Origin of the sequence: Belliella marina, assembly GCF_042682445.1 — a bacterium.
GTDB lineage: Bacteria > Bacteroidota > Bacteroidia > Cytophagales > Cyclobacteriaceae > Belliella > Belliella marina.
The window spans coordinates 56,312-77,352 of the sequence record NZ_JBHUHR010000006.1 but is presented as its reverse complement, the minus strand read 5'-3'; the positions used below and the strand labels follow the sequence as shown (position 1 = coordinate 77,352).

Here is a 21,041-nt window from a genome sequence, read left to right as displayed (position 1 = left end):
TATCTCCCCACAGATTATTTCACGAAGCTTCCTAGACAAGGTAAATGGTTTGAAATTCAAAGGTGAAAGGAACAATTCCTTTCACCTTTGAATTTCATCAAAAAGTATTGGAATACAGAATATTTACACTATTATATTTCACATATCAGTTATAAATTGTGATATTGATTAGGATTTCAGAATAGATATTTCTAGACTGTACTCTATAAAAATAACATGTTCAAAGGGCATGGCAATTTCATTATTAAGCTGATCGAATATGAAAGAAAAAGATTCTCGATATGAATCTATTTTTGAGATTTTACCTATCCCAACCTGGGAAATGGATTTTTCTGATTTAAAATCCTATTTGGTCGACATCCGGATTTTTGGGTGTAATGACGACCTTGTAAAGGAATACTTTTCAAAAAACCCAAACAACCTGTTTGAATGCATCAAAAAGGCGAAAATCCTCAATTTCAACAAAGCCTGTTTGGATTTGTATGGAACAGATTCAAAAGAAGAACTGATTGAAAAACTTTCCCCTGCATTTTTTGGAGAACCTTTTGACGCCCATCTGGAACTGATCACTGAAATTTGCGCCGATAAAAAATATTTTGAAATCACAAGCAAAATACGGACACTAAAAGGCAAGGCAAAAGAGAGCCAATTCAAATGGTCGGTAGTGCCCGGCTATGAAAACAAACTTGACAGGGTAATCATCAATACGGTTGACATCTCTGAAGATGAATCCCTGAAATATCTGATCAAAAAATACCATTATGTCACAAAAGCCACATTTGATGCAGTTTGGGATTTGGATATAAGCAACAACACGGTCACATGGGGTGAAGGATACCATTATATATTTGGATATGATCTTAAAGAATTGGATAGTACCAGAGAAAAATGGATCAGCCTTATCCATCCTGATGAGCAAAAAAAGATCTCCGAAAGTTTGTCAAACGTAATCAAAAGTAATTTTGATAGTTGGCAAGAAGAATATAGACTCAAAAAAGCAAATGGAGAGTATGCTTTGGTTTCGGACAGGGGGTTGATAATCCGTGATCAAGACAATAAGCCATTGCACATAGTGGGTGCCATGCAGGATATTTCATCTAGACGCAATGCTGAAAACGAATTGTTGACAAGAAACCAGTTTATAGAGACTACACTGGAAAATATCCCAATAGGAATTACCGTAAATAACATCATCACCGGAGAAGCCACCTTGGTAAACAAAACCTTTTCGGAAATATATGGTTGGCCCGAGGATGAGATCAAGGATTTGGAGAAATTTTACGAAAAGGTTTTCCCCGATCCTGAATACAAAAAACACATCACCAGCCAATTCTATTCTGATATCCTGAGCCTAGATCCAAGCAGGATGATGTGGAACAATGTGGAAATCACAACCAAGGCGGGTGAAAAAAGAACCGTTACCGCCAAAAGCATCCTTGTTCCAGATCAAAACCTTGTGATTTCCACGGTGATTGACGATACAGAAAACAAAAGGTATCAGGCTGCTATCTTGAAGAAATCAAAATACCTGGAATCCATTTCAAAAATTGTGGAATCCTTGTTGGTCTATGAGGATTGGGGCTTCGTCCTGCAGGAAAGCCTCAGTGAATTGGGCAGTGTGATGGACGTGGATAGAGCCTATTTTTTGAAAAACCACCAATATCCCAATTCAGGAAGATTATTTGTCAGACATATCTGCGAATGGTGTAAGGAGGGAATTATTCCACAAATCGACAATCCTGATTATCAAGAAATCCCATTGGAGCTCCATCCCGAATTCCTGAAAGCTGCAATGGAAAAATCCCCATTCACTGCTACAAGATCCCAACTCACAGGTGCATCACGTAAAATTCTGGAAGATCAGGATATCAAGTCAATACTATTGATCCCCATATATTTCAAGAACACTTTCTTCGGAACTATTGGCTTTGATGACTGCACTACTGAAAGGGTCTGGTTGGAAGATGATATTTCTTTTCTTCAGACAATTGCTTCCAATTTGGGAGTTGCCATCGAAAAAGCAGATTTTGAAAATTCCCTCAAAGAATTGAACCATGAACTGAAAATAAGCAACAAAAACCTGGCAGCCTCCAATTCAGAATTGGAACAGTTTGCCTATGCTGCTTCGCATGATTTGCAGGAGCCACTCCGGATGATCACAAGTTTTCTCGCATTGATAGAAAAAAAATACGATGCCATATTGGACGAAAAGGGAAAATCCTACATCCATTTTGCCAGTGATGGTGCCAAAAGAATGCGCAATATCATTCTAGATCTACTGGAGTATTCCAGGGTAGGAAGAATGGGCGAAGTTGAAAACCAAACCTTTGATTCCAAAGCCGTCCTCATTGAAGTCATAGATTTGCTCAAAACCCAAATACAATTCAGTAAGGCTGTAATTCGGTCTCAAGATCTACCCATGATTACCACCAAGAAAACTGCCTTCTCCCAACTTTTGCAAAACTTGATTTCCAATGCAGTGAAATACCAAAAACCAAACAACAAACCAGAAATCAGGATAAGTTGCAAAACACAAGGTGATGACTGGCTTTTTTCGGTTGAAGACAACGGATTGGGAATAGCGCCTGAATACTTTGAAAAAATATTTGTCATCTTCCAGAGATTGCATGATAGAAGCGAATACTCTGGGTCTGGGATAGGGTTGGCAATCTGCAGGAAAATCATCGAATATCTTGGGGGAAATATCTGGGTTGAATCGGAGATTGACAAAGGGAGTATATTCTATTTTACCATTCCCCAAAAAAATCTCTAATGTGATTCAAAAGCAATTATGCCCTTTAAGAGGAGTCAGGACAATCCGTGTTTGGGACAGAATTGATTTGATCACCAAACCACTGTCACATATGCCCATCCCCAAACTACAAATCTTGGTCAAACCCTTTCAGAACCTTTATAACCGAAAGTAAATGCCCCAAAAAAAAGAGAGTTTATTCTTAAAATACCCTGTTATATCGGGAACACTTGTATTCATCTTGATTACAGGATTACAGTACTTTACAGTGAAGGACTATGACCTCAAACTCAACAAAGAAAGCCAGCGGGTGAACGATCAATTGAACCTAATACAAAAACAAATCTCCGATGCACTAAGCAATAGCATCTCAACTACCAGGGTCATAGAATACATTGAAAATACATATGGTATCGACAATGATTTTGACATTATCGCAGCTGAACTGATCAATGAAAACACCTTCATCGATGCCATCCAATTAGTCGAAGGAGGTACGATCAAATTCACCTATCCCCTGGAGGGCAACCAATCGGTAATCGGATACAATATCTTGGACAACCCTGAGACTAGGGAAGAAGCACTGCTGGCAATTGAAAGAAAACAGCTCTATTTTGCCGGCCCAATGACCTTAAAACAAGGTGGTATAGGTGTTGTAGGTAGAAATCCTATTTTTAAAAACGGGGAATTCTGGGGTTTTTCCGCTGTCATTATCAAATTCGATGCAATCTTGGAAATTGCAGATATCAAACTGTCAGAACAAAACCCATTTCACATACAAATCTCCAAAATCAACCTGACAGACAAAAAAGAAGTTTTTTTCCTCCCACTTCCTGCCAAACCACTCACTGGATACAAAAACGAGACGATCTTGAAAGAAGGGGATTGGAAGCTCTCTGTACAACTAAAGGAGTCTACTGCTTTGAAGGAGGTCATGCCATTTCTAATCCTAAGGATCGTTCTGTCAGCTTTTCTTGGGGTTCTGGCCTATTATTTGACCAAAATGCCCTCCATATTACAAAAGCAGTTGGATTTGAAAACAAGTGAACTGAAGGAAAGCAATACCCGATTTGAACTTGCAGCCAAGGCAACTTCGGAGGCGATTTGGGATCTGGAAGTCAAAACAGGAAATGTATACAGATCTGACAATTTCGAAAAATTGTTTGGGTATACAGTTGACAAAAATAATTCAACAATTGAGTTCTGGATAAACCACGTCCATCCAGACGATAGGGTTCGGGTTGAAAATGAGTTCGCTGAGGTCCGAAAGAGTATGGAAGAATACTGGGAGTGTGAATTTCGCTTCAAAAAGAAAAATGGTGACTACGCATACGTCTTGGACAAAGGCTTAATCATCCGTGACCAAATTGGGAATCCTACCAGAATGATTGGGGCTACTAAAGATATCACCAAAAGAAAAATATCTGAAAACGAGTTGATTCAGGTAAGCATGCAACTGGCTGAAAGGGCACGAGAATTGGAAATCTCCAATACCGAACTCGAACAGTTTGCCTATTGCGCTTCCCATGACCTGCAGGAGCCCCTGCGAATGATCACTGGTTTTCTGAATCAATTGGAGGTGAAATACAACCATGTCCTCGATGAAAAAGGACAAAAGTACATTTTCTACGCCACCGATGGGGCAAAAAGGATGCGCCAGATTATCTTAAATCTCCTGGAATATTCAAGAATTGGGAATTATGACGAAAAAGTTGAAGATATTCAGATAGACCAAGTGCTGAAGAACATAGTCATCTTGTACAGGAGGATCATAAAAGAAAAAAATGCAAAAATCCACTGGTCTGAAATGCCTACAATAAGGATAGAAAAAACGCCAGCACATCAAATATTCCAAAACTTAATCAGCAATGCACTCAAGTACCACAAAACCGAAGAAAGTCCTGAAGTAAACATTGGTTATATCGAGGACCGGGATAATTGGATATTCTCCATCTCGGATAATGGGATAGGCATAGAGCCTGATTATTTGGACAAAATATTTATCCTTTTTCAAAAACTACATCCCAAAGACCAATACGATGGATCAGGTATGGGACTCTCCATCTGCAAAAAAATCCTTGAGAAATATGACGGTAAAATCTGGGTAGAATCCAAGTACGGGGAAGGGAGCACTTTCTTCTTTTCCTTGCCTAAAAAGAACTAAACCAATCTTCAAATGACCGATAACCTGCTGATTAAAAAGCTATTTGATGCTTCACCCCTACCCTCGCTATTGATATTGGCGAATGATCCTATCTTCACATTGCTGGAAGCCAACGATGCATACTACAAAATTATAAATGGGGCACCTAGTGACTTGATCGGCAAGGGTCTTTTCGAGGCTTTTCCACAAAACCCAAATGAGAGTTCCGAAGCCTTGGACAAAATACTCAAGGCCATCAAAACCGTACTGGAAACAAAAGCTCCCTATCGTGCACCCATCCAAAAATATGATATCCCAATAAGAGGGACAGACCAATTTGAAGTCAGGTATTGGGATCCACTTTTCACGCCAATTTTCAATGAACAAAATGAGTTGACGCACATTTTGCACACAACCGAAAATATCTCCATGGCAATGGAAGCCGAAAAAGCCCTTTTCAGCACAAGCAAAAAACTCCATGACCTGATCACGTCTATTGATGGGATATTTTGGGAAGCTGAGGTCAATCCACTCATATTCACTTATGTCAGTCCCCAATCTTACAAGCTTCTCGGCTACCATCCGGAAGAGTGGAAAGCAGAGGGGTTTTGGGAATCCAGAATCCATCCCTACGACCGGGAAAATACAATCAACTTTTGTTCAAGCCAGGTCCAGCAAGGCTCAAACCACAATTTTGAGTACAGGTTTATTGCCAAAGACGGTACTGTGGTCTGGCTGAATGATGTAGTGAGTGTCATTTTAGAAAAAGGAAAGCCGAGCCTGCTGAGGGGCATCATGACAGATATCACCCATAAGAAAAAAGAGGAACGCAACAATAGTTTAAGAGTTGCCATCAACAAAGTGTTTTCCGAAGAGCTGAATCTCGAAAGCTCCATCAAAAAATCATTGGGATTGTTTTTGAAATATTCTGGCCTTGACTATGCCGAAGCTTGGCTCCAAAGTTTGGACTCCAACAACATAGTCCTTGCTGCCCACGAAGGACCGGATTATATCCAACCAAAAAAAGAAATCAGATCAAATGACGAAAAAGTTGGTCTGATAACCGAATTATTCAAAAGCAATGAGCCCATCTTTATAAAAGACCTCAGGAATTACCAAAATATCGCCAGCAGTCCCTTTATCCATGATAACAACATCAGATCAGCTATGGCTTACCCCATAACTTTCAATGGTAAATTTATTGCTGGAATCATCCTTTCGAGTATAGATCGAAATGTTGATTTTCAAGACATCCCCGTACTCGACAGCGATTTTCTTGTACAGCTGGGATCCATGATCAAAAGAAAAAGAGCAGAATATGAACTCAATATGTTCTTTGAATTGTCTCCAGACCTGCTTTGTATCGCAGGATTCGATGGGTATTTCAAGAAAGTCAACAAATCTTTTTACAAGACTTTGGGCTATACTGAAGAAGAATTGCTGAAAAAAAATTATTATGAATTCACACATCCTGATGACAAGGTGAAAACCAAAAACTCTGTAGACACCTTAGACTCGGGCAAATCTATTTCCTATTTTGAGAATAGATATTTAAGCAAATCTGGAGAATATGTCTGGCTGGCTTGGACATCCACACCGATATTGGAAGAAAAGCTGATGTTTGGAATCGCCAAAGACATCACAGAGAAAAAGCAACAGGAAGAAGCCATCAGAATATCAAACAAGAAAGTTTCCGATACCTTGGAAAGCATACAAGATGGGTTTTATGCAATAGACAATGAGGCAACCATCACTTATTGGAACCATGAAGCGGAAGTCCTACTTGGCAAAAAGAGGGAGGAACTTTTGGGCAAAAATATATGGGAGATGTTTCCAGAAGCCATAACACTCAAATTCCACCCTTACTTTGCCGAAGCAAAAAAGAAAAACAAACCAGTCAGGTTTGAAGAATTTTTCCCTCCATTGAAATCTTGGTACGAGATCAGTGCTTTCCCATCCGATGAAGGTTTGTCAGTTTATTTCAGGGACATTACCGACAGAAAAGCTGCCGAGGAACAAATGCTCGAACTCAATGACACATTGGCGAAAAAAGCCAAAGAATTGGCTGAATCCAATGCCGAATTGGAACAGTTTGCATTCATAGCCTCCCACGACATGCAAGAACCCCTGAGAATGGTGACCAGTTTCCTCAGTCAGCTTGAAAGAAAATATTCAAACACCTTGGATACAAAGGGATTGCAATACCTCCATTATGCCACTGATGGGGCAGTCAGGATGAGACAGATCATTTTGGATTTACTGGAGTTTTCACGCATTGGGAAAAATGATAATCCAATGGAAAAAATAGATCTAAACGAATTGATGTTGGAGATCAAATTGATTAACCAGGACACTTTGGATGATTTGGGGGCGATACTCAGTTGGGAAAATCTTCCCAAAGTCTATTTTGAAAAAGGGCCTTTGATGCAGGTGTTGCAGAACCTTATCACCAATGCATTGAAATATCAATTTCCAGGTTCAATTCCCAAAATACTCGTTACAGGCAGAGATCTGGAAGGTTTTTGGGAAATTGCAATCGAAGATAACGGAATAGGTATTCCCAAGGAGTATCAAACCAAAGTGTTTGAAATATTCAAGCGACTGCACCAAAAAGATGAATACTCAGGCACTGGTATAGGATTGGCAATCTGTAAAAAAATAATAGAAAAATCTGGTGGTTCCATACATATAGAGTCAGAAGAAGGATTGGGAAGCAAGTTTGTTTTTACCATCAAAAAATGATTTCCAATTGTCCAATTTCGCTGAAAATCATATTCGGATAAGTGGTTAGAAAAACATTTTTAGTATATTTAGTCTTAACGAATAATCCAAAGGAACAATTCGCTCTTTTACAAAACCGTTTTCCAATTTGGATAAAGCACATTTGGTCAAAACCAAAAAATTCTGGTTCTGATTGAATTCGAAATGGAAACCGGAAAACAACAAAAACGCAAACATCATTGAATGAGATTTCCGATAATTCTACCCTCTTATTACACCAACACATATCTCTAATCTATTATTCAAGTATGAAAAAAATACAGATCTTATTAGTCGAAGACAACGATGGAGATATTTTGTTGATCAAAGAGGCTTTGGAAGAAGGCAGAATCCCCTATGAGCTCCAGGTAATCAAAAATGGCCATGATGCAATACTTTTTCTGGACAAAGACATTGGCCAGAAACCGGACATCATCATACTAGACATCAATCTGCCAAAGAAAAATGGCCATGAGGTATTGAAGCATATCAAACAGTCTGAGGAAATAAAGCAGATACCCGTCATCATGCTGACTACTTCTTCCACACCAAAAGATATCCAAAAATCCTACAGGGAACATGCAAATTGTTATATAACCAAACCAGTAGGAGGCATTGAATTTCTTAAAGTCATCTCTCAGATTGAAGATTTTTGGTTGTCACTCGTCAAACTTCCCACCCACAATTAGATTGTTTATGACTGAAGCCCAGAGTTCAAAAAACATACTCATCATAGAAGACAATTTGGGGGATTTTATTCTCATTTCTGAATATTTGGAGGAGGTATTCAAAAACCTGAGGATTGATCGGGCCAAAACCTATCGGGATTTTCTGGACAAAAAACCATCCCATTACGATGTGATCTTGCTGGATTTGAGCTTACCGGACAAGGACGGTGAGAATTTGGTCAATGACATTCTCAAAAAAGCAGAAAACATCCCTGTAATTGTCCTTACTGGGTATTCGGACAAGAATTTCGCCATCAAATCTATCAGCTTGGGGACAGCTGATTATTTGTTGAAAGATGAGATGCAACCAGACATACTCCAAAAAAGCATCATCTATGCCATTGAAAGAAAAAAGGTTTTCAACCAATTGGAAGACTCAGAAAAGCGATACAGGGAACTCTTCCACCTAAGCCCACTGCCCATGTACGTTTTTGACAAAAACACGTACCGGTTTTTGGATGTCAATAGGACTGCCATATCCCACTATGGTTATACGAAAGAGGAATTTCTCAACATGACCGTCTTGGATATCAGGCCAGACCACGAAAAACAGAGAGCCCTTGACATTATCTCAAAAAATGTAGAAGGCAAAGAGATCAACACGCCGGGCACCTTCCAACATTTCAAAAAGAATGGTGAAATGATCCATGTGGAGATCAGCTATAACCAAATAGATTTCAAAGGACAGAAGGCCTTTCTGGTATTGGCTAATGATGTCACGTTGAAATATCAATATATAGACGCCATAGAAACCCAAAATGCTAAATTGAAGGAAATTGCATGGATTCAATCCCATGTCGTAAGGGCTCCGTTGGCGAGGTTGATGGGACTGGTCAACCTTCTCTCCATGGAAAATGAAGATGCAGATTTCCCTAAATCAGAGATTCTGAAGCAAATCGTCACCTCAACCAATGAATTGGATAATATCATCAGAAACATCACCAACAAAGCGGAACAGATCAATATTGATGAAATCCTGTGATCAATCACATTAATGCTTATCTTTGCACCTTCAAAAAATAGCAATTCATGATTTCAGTAGACAACCTTTCGCTCAAATTTGGTAAAAGAACACTTTTCGAAGATGTTAACCTTAAATTCACCCCAGGCAACTGCTATGGTGTAATTGGGGCAAATGGAGCGGGAAAATCAACCTTCCTTAAAATTCTATCAGGTGAAATAGACAGTACCTCGGGTATAGTCAATGTAACGCCGGGACAAAGAATGGCGGTGCTAAATCAAAACCACTTTGAATTTGACGAAGTGGAAGTGTTGAAAGCAGTCATCATGGGCCATAAGAAGCTTTATGAAATCATGTCTGAAAAAGATGCGATATACATGAAGGAAGATTTCACCGAAGCGGATGGAATCAGGGCTTCTGAATTGGAAGCTGAATTTGCTGAAATGGATGGATGGAATGCGGAGTCAGATGCTGCATCCATGCTCTCCGGTCTTGGTATTTCTGAAGACATGCATTACATGCAGATGAAAGAATTGGCCGGTAACCAAAAAGTAAGGGTATTATTGGCCCAGGCATTATTCGGAAATCCAGACATTCTGATTCTCGATGAACCTACCAATGACCTGGATGCTGAAACCATCAATTGGTTGGAAGATTTCTTGGTGAATTTCAAAAACTTGGTAATCGTAGTTTCCCATGATAGGCATTTCCTGGATGCGGTATCTACGCACATTGTAGATATAGATTTCAGCAAGATCAAAATATATTCAGGTAACTATACCTTCTGGTACGAATCTTCACAACTTGCCGCCAAGCAAAAATCTGATCAGAACAAGAAAACCGAAGAAAAAAGAAAAGAATTGCAGGAATTTATCATGCGATTCTCTGCCAACGTTGCCAAATCTAAGCAGGCAACTGCGAGAAAGAAGATGTTGGAAAAACTCAACGTGGACGATATCCAACCGTCTACCAGAAAATATCCGGGTATCATCTTCAAACCTGAAAGGGAAGCTGGAGACCAGGTTTTTATGTCTGAAAGCTTGGAGTTGAAAGATGAAAACGCAGTTTATTTTACAGATGTCAACCTGATGGTGGACAAAGGGGATAAAATTGCCTTTATCTCAAAAACCAAACAGGCTGTCACCAAATTCTTCCAGACGATCATGGAAGAAATCCCTACCCAAAAAGGAACTTTCAAATGGGGAGTAACAATCAACAAAGCATATTTGCCAAATGACAACTCCAAGTTTTTCAAATCCGATTTGAGTTTGATCGATTGGCTGAGACAATATTCATCCAACCAAGAAGAGGCACATGTCCGCACATTTTTGGGAAGGATGCTTTTCACAGGTGAAGAGTCTTTGAAGAAATGTTCGGTTCTATCCGGAGGAGAAAAAGTTCGTTGTATGGTCTCCAAGATGATGCTTCAAAACCCGAACTTACTGGTTATGGATGAGCCAACCAACCACTTGGATTTGGAATCCATCACCGCATTCAACAACGCAATCATAGATTTTAACGGAACTGTTCTGATGACTTCCTATGATCATGCCTTCGTTCAATCTTCTGCCAACAGGATTATTGAATTTACCCCAAAAGGTACTATCGACAGAAGGATGCCATTTGATGACTACTTGGAAAGTGCTGAAATCAAAGCTTTGAGAGCCGAAATGTATTCTTGATGCTGTTTTAGCCAATCAATCGACAGTTTTCTGTCGTCTGGCAAAACTGTAAAAAATCATAAAAGCAAACCACAGAACCCTTCGAGGATTGAAAACCTTCGAAGGGTTTTTTCTTATTGGCAATCTAAATAAATGGCTTAGTCGATCACATTTTTTCTCGAGCCAAACTTAGATTCCTTTGGTTTTTTGTCAAATTCCGGACTCTGTTCTATGACAGGATTGACTCTCGGTTTGATCGATTTGTTTTCTGATGCGGGACGTGGTGTTTCTTTTTGTACCTCCTTTGATATCTCACTATTTTCCCGCTGCCTTCTCGGTCTGTTGGCCGAATCATTGGTTTTTGGTTTGTTAGAGAATTTCTTCCCCGAACCTGAATTCCTATTGCTTTCGTTTCCGAAATTTTTCTTTGGCTTAGAATCGCTTCCTTTGGAACCGGAATAAGAAGGGCCAGATTCAAACCCTTCGGGCAATGGTATCTTTTCGATTTCCATTCCTATTAGACTTTCTATTCTGTTGAACTTGAATTTGTCCTTGTCATTGACAAAAGTAATGGCTTCACCTTTGCTATCAGCCCTTGCTGTACGGCCTACCCTATGGACATAATCCTCTGGATCATTTGGAGTATCAAAGTTGATCACCAACTCAATACCCACGACGTCAATTCCCCTTGAGATGATATCCGTCCCGACCAAAATCCTCAAAGCCCTATTCTTGAACCTTGACATGATCTGTTCACGCTCAACCTGCTCTAGATCCGAATGGAAAGCTTCCACTTCAAATTCTTTTTTCAAAACCTTGAAGAGGCTTTTTACCTTGTCTTTTGTTGATGCAAAAATGATGACAGCCTCATATTCTTTTTGTCTCAGGATATGTTTTACCAAATCCTCTTTCTGGGAATCGTAAGCCAAATATGCAGATTGGGTTACACCTTCCGCTGTTTTCCCCAATGACAAACTTACCTCTTCCGGATTGTTCAAGAGTTTTTTGGAAAACTGCCTGATCTTTGGAGGCATTGTGGCAGAGAATAATATTGTCTGTCTATTCTTAGGCAAATAATTGACAATGGTCAACAAGTCTTCGGAAAATCCCATGTCGAGCATCCTATCAGCCTCATCCAAAATCAAATGCTGCAAACTTGCCAAGTCGATTTTCCCGCCTGCAAGCAGTGCAATCAACCTACCTGGGGTAGCGACTACAATTTCCGCACCTTGTTCGAGTGCCCTTTTCTGCTGTTCCCATACCAAACCATCACCACCACCATAGATTGAGATAGAACTGATCCCCAGGAAATATGCAAACCCTTGGATTTGCTGATCTATTTGTATAGCCAATTCCCTGGTAGGGGCCAATACCAAAGTATTCAGCTTGCTTTCCCCTGATTTTGCAATCTTATTCAATACCGGCAAAATAAATGCTGCCGTCTTTCCTGTTCCTGTCTGGGCACAGGCGATGATATCCTTTCCCTCCAAAATGATAGGGATTGCCATTTCTTGAACTGGGGTTGGCTTTTCAAAACCCATGGCGTCAAGTCCTTCTTGTAGTGACGCCTCAAAATTAAAACTATTGAAATTCAAAACTTTTGTGATTTTAAGTATATAAATAAGCCCATGCAATCAAACCAAATTGCAGGGGAAGCCGAAGCAACAGTACCCATTTGGGAATTCCCTTTGCCCCTTTCTGATACATATAAAGATTGGCAGGAAATACCGCAATCAATAAAATAATTATCCCAAACGCAGCATAATGCCTTGTCAATTCTGACAACAAACCTATTCCAAAAAGAATTTCAAAGGCTCCTGCCAATTTATTCATCAGTTTCGGAAAGGGTATGTATGGGGGTATTATTCGGAGATACATTTTTGGTTTCACAAAATGCATCACTCCAGCAAAAACATATAATCCACTCATTAAATATAGAAAAAATGAATACATGTAAAATTGCTCTGCTATTTGGTAATCAATCTGTAATATGAGACTAAATGTATCACAATACTATCACATAAGCAATAATCAGCCCCAAAACTCTGTAAATAACAGGAAAATCGCTTTTAGCAATCTCGGAATTGGATTCCCATTTTAGGCCGATCTCTTTTAGTCTATGAGGACACATACCAAGGTAATGCTTTTGGTCTGTGGGGACAGATGCCAAGGGAATGCGAGATTTTGTGCTAAAAGTAATATTTCCATGTCGATTGGACAGGTTGTTTATGTATTTTGGATTTTTATGCCATCACTTTATCACTCCTTTGGGATATAGGTGGTTTACCAAACCATTGAAGTACACCTCCAGGTTCGTATACTTGGAATCTAAGTCATAGGAATTTGCATTGGATGGATCGTTTGGATCAAGTCCATTTTCTACTTCCCACAGATCAGGCATGCCATCTTGGTCGGTATCCACCATCGCCTCCCCTTTTTGCAAGACGGGCCAAGAGCCGACATCCTTCTGGGAGTCAATGATCCCATCTGAATTTTTGCCCCTGTTGCTTTCACCTTGCTTGGCTTCTTCCACCAACCTCAGATCAACGGCATCTCTTCTATAACTCGCTCCCGCAAAACCCAAAACAGATTCAAATGCAGATTGCGCCGACTCTTCAAATGCCAAAAGGGATTCGTAGGGAGTAATAACTGCAACAATCTCAGCGGCTACCCCATCAATACCATTTAAGTTGTTTTCGCTGGTCTTCTCAGATCCGTAAACATAATTACCTTCCAAAAAAAAGGTGCCGTATGGCTTGTATGGCTCTATAATCCTAAATTTATTGGATCGTGTTGCTGGTCCAAATTTGTAGTAATTGCCCACTATGTTATGCTTGCCTTCCTCGCCGGCATAAGAGCTATTGCTCTTCCAATTGTAAAGAACATTGTTCCTGAAATCCACAATTTCCAACTCGGGTTCCTTGTGGTACCTAGAGCCATTAAACCTAGGAAGCCTACTGTTATGGTTCGATAGTAAATTATGGTGGAAAGTAGCTTTTTTGCCTCCCCAAATACCACCGTAACCATGATCTCCCTTGGCATGGACTGATTCGTTTAGGCTTTCGGAAATAATCGACCACTGCAATGTGAAATTTTCATTGTCATAAAACGATCCACATTCGTCCGTTGCCCAGCTCAAAGAACAATGATCTATGATGATGTCCTTATTACGGATGGCACTCATAGCATCATCCTGAACATCATACAAGTCTCCCAGCCTACTTCTGATAAACCTTATAATGACATTGTCTCCCTTGATTTTGATCGGGTAGTTTTGGATGGTGATCCCATCTCCGGGAGCAGTCTGACCGACGATTGTCAAATCCCCATTGTTGATATCCAAGGCTGATTTTAGCTCAATATTTCCCGAAACGGCGAATACGATAGTTCTCGGTCCTTTTTTTCTGATCGCTTCCCGCAGACTTCCTGGGCCATCATCAGCAAGGGAAGTCACGATATACACCTCACCTCCCCTTCCTCCTGTAGTGAATTTCCCAAAACCATCAGCTCCCGGAAATGCCAAGGTTTGATCTTGCTGACTAACTTCACTATCCGTATTTTGTACGACAACCTGTGCTTTACAAGCGATGGTAAAGGATAATAAACTAAAGGTGATAAGTATATTTTTCATGGAAATGCTAGTTTGCTTGAAAACCTTGGCTTTCAATAATTTGAAATCGAACTTCAATTGCTAGAGGTGCTCAGTTGGCGCTTTTCAACATCGGAAACGCTCTTTTGCAGAATTGGATCGAAAATCCCCAAGGGTCTCTCAGCATGACCAAGTGTGATCCATCCTCCAAGACATCATCAGAAACTTCTGTTGCCCCCTGAGCCAACAATTTTTCTTTGTCCTCCGTTGGGTTTTCAGATACAAATGCCAAATGGACAACCAATGGATGCTGTTTTTCAAAATCCAAAATTGCACCCTTAGGATTGCTATAGATTTCCAGCATGATCATTCCACTGTCATCGGCAAGGAATGTCATGTAGGGAGACTCTTCCATTTGTTTGACGATTTTCAATCCCAGATTGTCAACATACCATTCCGCCATTTCCAATGGCTGGGTAACATTTATTGCGAAGTGTTCAAATTTCATATTTATAGTTTTATAATGGATACAGGTTTTCTGTTGCTAAAGTTAGCCATCAGCATTGCTATTGGAACAACCTATCGCAACAAATAACTATACTTCATAAAGAAGATATCATTCAATATCACCAATTGCATAATCAGCCAATAACCAACGAACTAATTCCCATACTGCCCTTGCGTGATATCTTTGACCAAGCTATTGATGTATACTTCAATATTGTCATAGGCTGTACTCAGGTTTCTTTCTTTGGCATCGTTTTTATTTGGATCCAAGCCATTGGCTTTTTCCCAATCGTCAGGCATGCCATCATTGTCTGTATCCAAATGTGCGGGCAGTGAATTCAACATAGGCCACCCCCCTACATCCTGCTGTGAATCTATCAGGCCATTGGTACTTCCCCTGGATCCTTCAGCTGTAAAGCTACCGTTTTTCACATCAGCCAAAACCCGAAGGTCAACAAGATCCCTTTTGTAACTCGCACCTCCGAATTCCAGGACTTTTTCGTAAGCTTGGACTGCATTGTGTACAAAACCATACGTGCCAAAATCGAGTGGAGAATCCAATTTCATATTCGCTTTATCTGTCGCACTTCCCTGTTTGGCAACGACTCCAAGCCAATTGTCGGCACTAATATCATCTCTTCCATCCAGTTTATTTCCTTCCACAAAAAACTTCCCATATCCATAAACCGGCGCACTGTTGGATGCCTGCTTGTAGGCATTCAAAAACATGCTTTTATTTTTGCTTGCAGGCCCGGGCTTGAAGAAGTTATTGACCAAATTGAAAGTTCCAGCTTCCCCGCCATATGCGGCATCCGTACCCCAGTTGTAGATTACATTGTTTCTGAAATCTACCACACCTCTTAGGTTCTCTACTGAATTTGTAGCATTGTATACTCCTGGGTGGTCAAACCTTGGGTTTCTGTTGTCATGATGTGCCAATAAGTTGTGGTGGAAAGAAGCATTCTTGCCGCCCCAAATCCCTCCATAGCCATGCTTCCCTTTTTCATGCACAGATAGTGTCAAGCTTTCGGACAAAATACACCATTGCATGGTGAAATTTTCATTTCCATAAAACGAGGCTGTTTCATCTGTCGACCAAGACATAGAGCAATGGTCTATGATGATGTTCTTTTTGTATCTTCCTTCGAGGGCATCAGCTTCCGCAGCTCCTTCATCGCCCATTCTAAACCTCATATACCTGATGATCACATTATCTGCATTGACTATGAGTGAATGGTTTTTTAGGGTGATCCCGTCTCCAGGTGCTGTTTGACCAGCTACAGTTACATTTCCTGTCCCTATTACAATATTACTTGCCAATTCAATATTTCCGGAAACTTCAAAGACAATAATCCTTGCACCTGGAGTGATGATTGCCTGCCGAAAACTTCCGGCCCCGGAATCATTCAAGTTGGTCACCTTGATCACATTACCGCCACGCCCACCTGTTGCCACTTTTCCAAATCCCTCTGCTCCAGGAAAAGCAAACGCTTCCTCCTCAACGGGATTGAATCCAGAAGGTAGTTCTTCATCTTCAATTACTGGATCTATGTCGGCTTTGTCTGAACAAGCGAAGCAAAAAAGAGAGAAAATAAGCAAAAGAGAAAATAAATTTAAGTTTTTCATTATAGAGATTCGTTGAAGGTTATAAGGTTTTAAAGTTGGAAGGTTGAAGGAACTTGTTCCGATTTATAGGGATTGGCTGACGCACGACAGAAAAACACATCATTTCTCTATCCTATACTTCGTGATTCGAAATTTGACATTCAGTGTTTGACATTTTTTAATTTAGAATTTTGAACTCCGAATAATGGATCAAAAATATTCGAGACAGTGTATTTCAATTTATTTCTATCGTATTTCTACTTTATTTCAATGGTCTTGTATCTTTTGTCTCACATCTAGCATCTACCCCTAAAGCTTGACACTTTTTTCCTTTCAAATGAAGAGATTCAACCCTGTCTGACGCCAGGCAGGCACTTCGTGGTTGTTGGTACCATCATTTCCTTTGAACCCCGGGTTGCAACCCGGGGTTAATCAAGGTTTAACCCCTTTCGGGGTTTTTCAGAACCTAAATTTCTTGTATCCTTGATTTTCATCAAGACAAGTGTCACGTCCTGAAATTAGTTGACAATTTTTTTATTGTTTTTCTTTTGTTTTCAATTCTCTTAAATACCTCTTAGTCCAAGTAAAGAACCCTCTCTCCCGTCGAAGTCACCTGGTGGTCATTTCGAATTTATCTCACGATAGGGAGACAGTAGAGAGAAATCTCGAACTGAAATCAAGACATCCTTTTCATTTTTCACTTACTTGTCCATAGACGGGACGAGACCTCTCCTGCCGTCGAGGTGACTTAGTGGTCATGGTCACACTCGTCTCTTGCTTCTCGTCTCTTGCTTCTTTTATCTAATGTCTCAGGGCCAAACAAAAAGGCTATGGAACAACAGGCTAGCTGTCATCCCATAGCCTAGGGTTTATAAATCAATTCAACATTTTTGTTTTAGAACGCCCACCTAGGGTCACCTATCGGACCACCTGTAGTACTTGCAGTCCTCAATGGAGAAGCAGCCGGTAATGTCAGTGTTGTGGTTTTTGAATTCCATCCCAAATCAACATTCAGGATATTGGAAATTTGGACATAAGTCTGCAATGTCAATTGCTCAGGTTCTGCACCACCAGTAGTGAGGTTGAACATATTCATATGGCTCAACAAAATCTGGGAATCAGGATTTGCCCTTACCAATCTAGAGCCAACTGTTTGGTCTTCAAATGGCATATTGGTCAAAATGGAATTCCTCATTGAAAACTCAACCAGATTGTTGTTGCAATCCAATAAGACATCATTTCTATTTCTGGAACCAAGTCCATTGATGGAAACATTGTTCACAGTGATCTTTGGTGTAAATGACATCGTCAGATTGGTCGCCCATCCGATAAAGCCCCTGCTTCCCAAAGCTGAAAAAGTGGAGTTGGTTATTTCTATTTCCTGAAACTCCAATTTGTCCAAATGGAATACATGGTAATTGTCAACAGCATGGTTTCTCAGTATTGTGCTTGATACCTTGATCAATCCTACTTTATGTTCATTGTTTCCTGCCCTATTGGCCCTGAAAAATGAAGTCCCAACATTTTCAACAATACAGTTTTCGACGATGATATCCGTAAACTGCGCCGCACCACCTGCAAAATTCAAGAAGTAGGATCCTCCCCCAGGACCACCATCAAATGTGATTCCATTCACAGTAATTCCAGCACCTGTTTCCGTGAAAGTCAATTCCCTGAAATTCACTTTGGTATCCAATGGATCACCCGAAACTGATTGTAATGTGATCGTCTTACCCATGATTCTCAGATTGGCAAACGCTCCCTCCGAATCAACTACATCGTAGGTTCCAGCTTGAAGGCCAATGATGGAACCATCCTCGGCATCCTCTATAATCGACCTGAAATTATCCCCAGGACCAATTACAATATCAAAGATGCTCTCTTCTTTCATCACAAAAGAAGTACTGCCTTTTGTACGGGTACCTTCAAATATCTCAGCTGTGTAAGCCATTAACGGAGTCAAGCCTTCCAAAACTCTATGTGCAGCTTCCCTATCGGAATCTGTCAAAGTGAAAGTTGTAACGTTTTCCATGGCATCAGTTACCACGATGCTAGTTGGGTTTGATGTTGGTCTCCATCTCAAAAGAATCGTTGAAGAGCCGATTTCATTATCGAAAGTAGGCAAGAAAATCTGCTCCCCGGTAATTTGGAAAGGCTCCATTGTTCTTTGCCACTCGGAATCTTGGGCTGATGAAAGTCCAAGCGCCCTAACCCTTGCAAAATATTCAACCTGTATTTCCAACTCCTCATCAGTGATTTCAAGGGTAGTAGCCACAGTTTCTTTTTCCAATGTAACGGAAGAAAACAAGCTATCTTGGGAGATCTGTACTTTGTAATTCACTTGCCCCGGGTCAGTAAACAAGGCTACCGGCCAAGTCAAAGTCACCGCAGTTTCCCCGTTGGCACCTGTAATCCTTACAGGCCTGAATCGCTTCATATCGTCAGGCACTTCATAATCATTGTCCATATCGGTACAGGCTGAGAATGCCAAGCCCAATACCATCAGCAATGCTACAAATCTGAATGCATTATTATTTAAGATTTTCATATCATTTAGGTTTTTGGGGTCAACATTAATAGCCATATTCTTGCTTCAATTTTGGATTGGCATCCAAAATTGATGTATGAAGCGGTAGCAGCTCACTCTTACCCGGTGTAAAACCAACAGCATAAAAGGTCAGGATTGTGGTGTTGATGTTTGGACCAACCCACGACACACTCGCCGAACCTGCTGGTGCAGGTGTAGGCTGTGGCTGGTAGAACGAATTCAACCAATTCAACTCTGTTGAGCCAGCCTCATAATACATCGTGGTAGGCAAATTTGCGTACTCCCCTGTTCTGGTAGCCATAGCCGCAAGATTTGCTTTGGTTTCATTTAGCTTTGTCTCCAAAAGATTCCATCTGATCAGATCATATTTCCTGATTCCTTCACCAGCAAATTCAAAGGCCCTTTCCTGGACAAGCGCATCAAAGAATCCCTGATAGCTTGTAGGTGTAGACCCGATCAATGCTGCATTCCCTCCAAAAGCCCGCAATCTCACTTGCTCGAATGCTTCAATAGCAGCAGGAGTCGGTCCATTGTTGATTTCATTCTCAGCTTCTGCAAACATCAACAAAACATCTGCATACCTGATTACCGGCCAATTCAATCCAAAATATTGTGCAGTAGAATTTATTGATACTGGATTGGTAATCCAATCTCTCCTAAACTTCCCATCTACCATAGTCTGCAATGTCCTGGCAACAATGGTAAAATCCTGATTGATATTGTATGGTGCTGCAGTTACATCCCTTCTTTGGTCATTTTCATTGAATGAATAAAAGAAAGTAGGCAAGACAGTCAATGCCCCATTACCCAAATTGTTCCATCTTGGACCATTGTAATACCCAAGCTTACTATCTCCGAAGGAGCTGCCTCCACCTGTCATTGCGATATCCCACATGATTTCTCCATTGGGTTCTCTTCTTTTTGCCAAAATCGATCCTCTGAACAAATCTTCAAAGGAAGGGTTCAAGCCATGGGATCCACTGGCAATAATAGCTGCCGTTTCATCCCTTGCAATTTGGTAAAAGGTCATATGGTTGGCTCCTCTTTTCATAGTCCTATCAAGACGCAAAGAGTATCCACCTCTGTAAAGTGCTATCCTAGCCCTTAAGCCTCTGGCAACACCTTGGGTAATTCTTTCACTGGATGAACTTGCTGTAGCCCAAGGAAGCAATTCAGCCGCTTGTGCCAAATCTGCAAGAAGCCGATCATAGATCACATCTCTATCCGTTCTTTCTTTGAAAAGGTCCGCTTGTGTGCTGGATGGCTCAAACTGGGCAGGGATATCCCCCCAATTCCTGATCAATTCAGTATAAAACTGTGCCCTCAAGGTCAAAACCTCTCCATGCAATCTTCTTAATTCTCTTTTTTCGAACTCCGTACCATTTTCGTACATGGCCATCCTTGGGATCTCCACGATACAGATATTGGCTCTTTCCACACCTGTATACAATTGATTGAAAGGTATCCTGATTTGGGTATTGCTAGGCTGTACATTGTAGTGGGCGATATCCCTTCTTTCATTATCAGGGAATGGGTTTCCACCTTGTCCCATCATGATATCATCATCCAAAGGATAGTACATGCTCAACCTGATACCATACCCATGATCTCCGCCCAATGCGGCATATACTCCAGCTACAGCCTTGGTAGCATTGGTTACATTGCTAAATACGTAATCTGGCCCAAAGGAAGATACCGGAGGTATTTCCAAATAATCTTCACATGAGGTCAACACTCCCATTGAGAAAACCAAAGCCAATGTTATTTGATATATTCTTTTCATGATA

The 21,041-nt window shown here is 40.6% G+C and carries 13 protein-coding genes; 6 read left to right on the top strand and 7 right to left on the bottom strand.

Annotated elements, in window-relative coordinates; all coding sequences use genetic code 11:
- Positions 1-259: 259 nt before the first annotated feature.
- The 6 genes from ACFSKL_RS03045 (at position 260) to ACFSKL_RS03020 (ending at position 11,026) form a co-directional block, all read left to right on the top strand.
- Positions 260-2,773: an ATP-binding protein gene (locus ACFSKL_RS03045; protein WP_376883434.1), complete on the top strand. Its 2,514-nt coding sequence runs from the start codon at positions 260-262 to the stop codon at positions 2,771-2,773.
- A 154-nt stretch (positions 2,774-2,927) separates the two neighbouring features.
- Positions 2,928-4,916, top strand: a complete 1,989-nt coding sequence (locus tag ACFSKL_RS03040) for an ATP-binding protein (protein ID WP_376883433.1) — start codon at positions 2,928-2,930, stop codon at positions 4,914-4,916.
- A 12-nt stretch (positions 4,917-4,928) separates the two neighbouring features.
- Complete coding sequence (locus ACFSKL_RS03035; protein WP_376883432.1) at positions 4,929-7,637, top strand: PAS domain S-box protein; 2,709 nt, start codon at positions 4,929-4,931, stop codon at positions 7,635-7,637.
- Between the two features lie 287 nt (positions 7,638-7,924).
- On the top strand, positions 7,925-8,344 hold the full coding sequence (locus ACFSKL_RS03030) for a response regulator (RefSeq protein ID WP_376883431.1): 420 nt from the start codon (positions 7,925-7,927) through the stop codon (positions 8,342-8,344).
- Positions 8,345-8,351: 7 nt separating this feature from the next.
- Positions 8,352-9,365 (top strand): PAS domain S-box protein, encoded by a 1,014-nt coding sequence (locus tag ACFSKL_RS03025; protein ID WP_376883430.1) that lies wholly within the window; start codon positions 8,352-8,354, stop codon positions 9,363-9,365.
- Positions 9,366-9,412: 47 nt separating this feature from the next.
- On the top strand, positions 9,413-11,026 hold the full coding sequence (locus ACFSKL_RS03020) for an ABC-F family ATP-binding cassette domain-containing protein (RefSeq protein WP_376883428.1): 1,614 nt from the start codon (positions 9,413-9,415) through the stop codon (positions 11,024-11,026).
- A gap of 137 nt (positions 11,027-11,163) precedes the next feature.
- On the opposite strand, the gene ACFSKL_RS03015 is transcribed toward ACFSKL_RS03020, so the two are convergent.
- The 7 genes from ACFSKL_RS03015 to ACFSKL_RS02985 all read right to left on the bottom strand — a co-directional run bounded on the left by ACFSKL_RS03015 (position 11,164) and on the right by ACFSKL_RS02985 (position 21,037).
- Positions 11,164-12,600, bottom strand: coding sequence for a DEAD/DEAH box helicase (locus ACFSKL_RS03015; protein WP_376883426.1), 1,437 nt, complete (start codon positions 12,598-12,600; stop codon positions 11,164-11,166).
- Positions 12,601-12,613: 13 nt separating this feature from the next.
- A complete protein-coding gene (locus ACFSKL_RS03010) occupies positions 12,614-12,838 on the bottom strand; it encodes a DoxX family protein (protein ID WP_376883424.1) in 225 nt (74 codons plus the stop codon).
- A gap of 418 nt (positions 12,839-13,256) precedes the next feature.
- A complete protein-coding gene (locus ACFSKL_RS03005; protein WP_376883422.1) occupies positions 13,257-14,636 on the bottom strand; it encodes a pectate lyase in 1,380 nt (459 codons plus the stop codon).
- Between the two features lie 70 nt (positions 14,637-14,706).
- Positions 14,707-15,102: a VOC family protein gene (locus tag ACFSKL_RS03000; RefSeq protein WP_376883421.1), complete on the bottom strand. Its 396-nt coding sequence runs from the start codon at positions 15,100-15,102 to the stop codon at positions 14,707-14,709.
- Positions 15,103-15,254: 152 nt separating this feature from the next.
- Positions 15,255-16,727, bottom strand: a complete 1,473-nt coding sequence (locus tag ACFSKL_RS02995) for a pectate lyase (RefSeq protein ID WP_376883419.1) — start codon at positions 16,725-16,727, stop codon at positions 15,255-15,257.
- Between the two features lie 874 nt (positions 16,728-17,601).
- Positions 17,602-19,254, bottom strand: coding sequence for a SusE domain-containing protein (locus ACFSKL_RS02990; RefSeq protein ID WP_376883417.1), 1,653 nt, complete (start codon positions 19,252-19,254; stop codon positions 17,602-17,604).
- A 25-nt stretch (positions 19,255-19,279) separates the two neighbouring features.
- Positions 19,280-21,037 (bottom strand): RagB/SusD family nutrient uptake outer membrane protein, encoded by a 1,758-nt coding sequence (locus tag ACFSKL_RS02985; protein ID WP_376883415.1) that lies wholly within the window; start codon positions 21,035-21,037, stop codon positions 19,280-19,282.
- Positions 21,038-21,041: the final 4 nt, after the last annotated feature.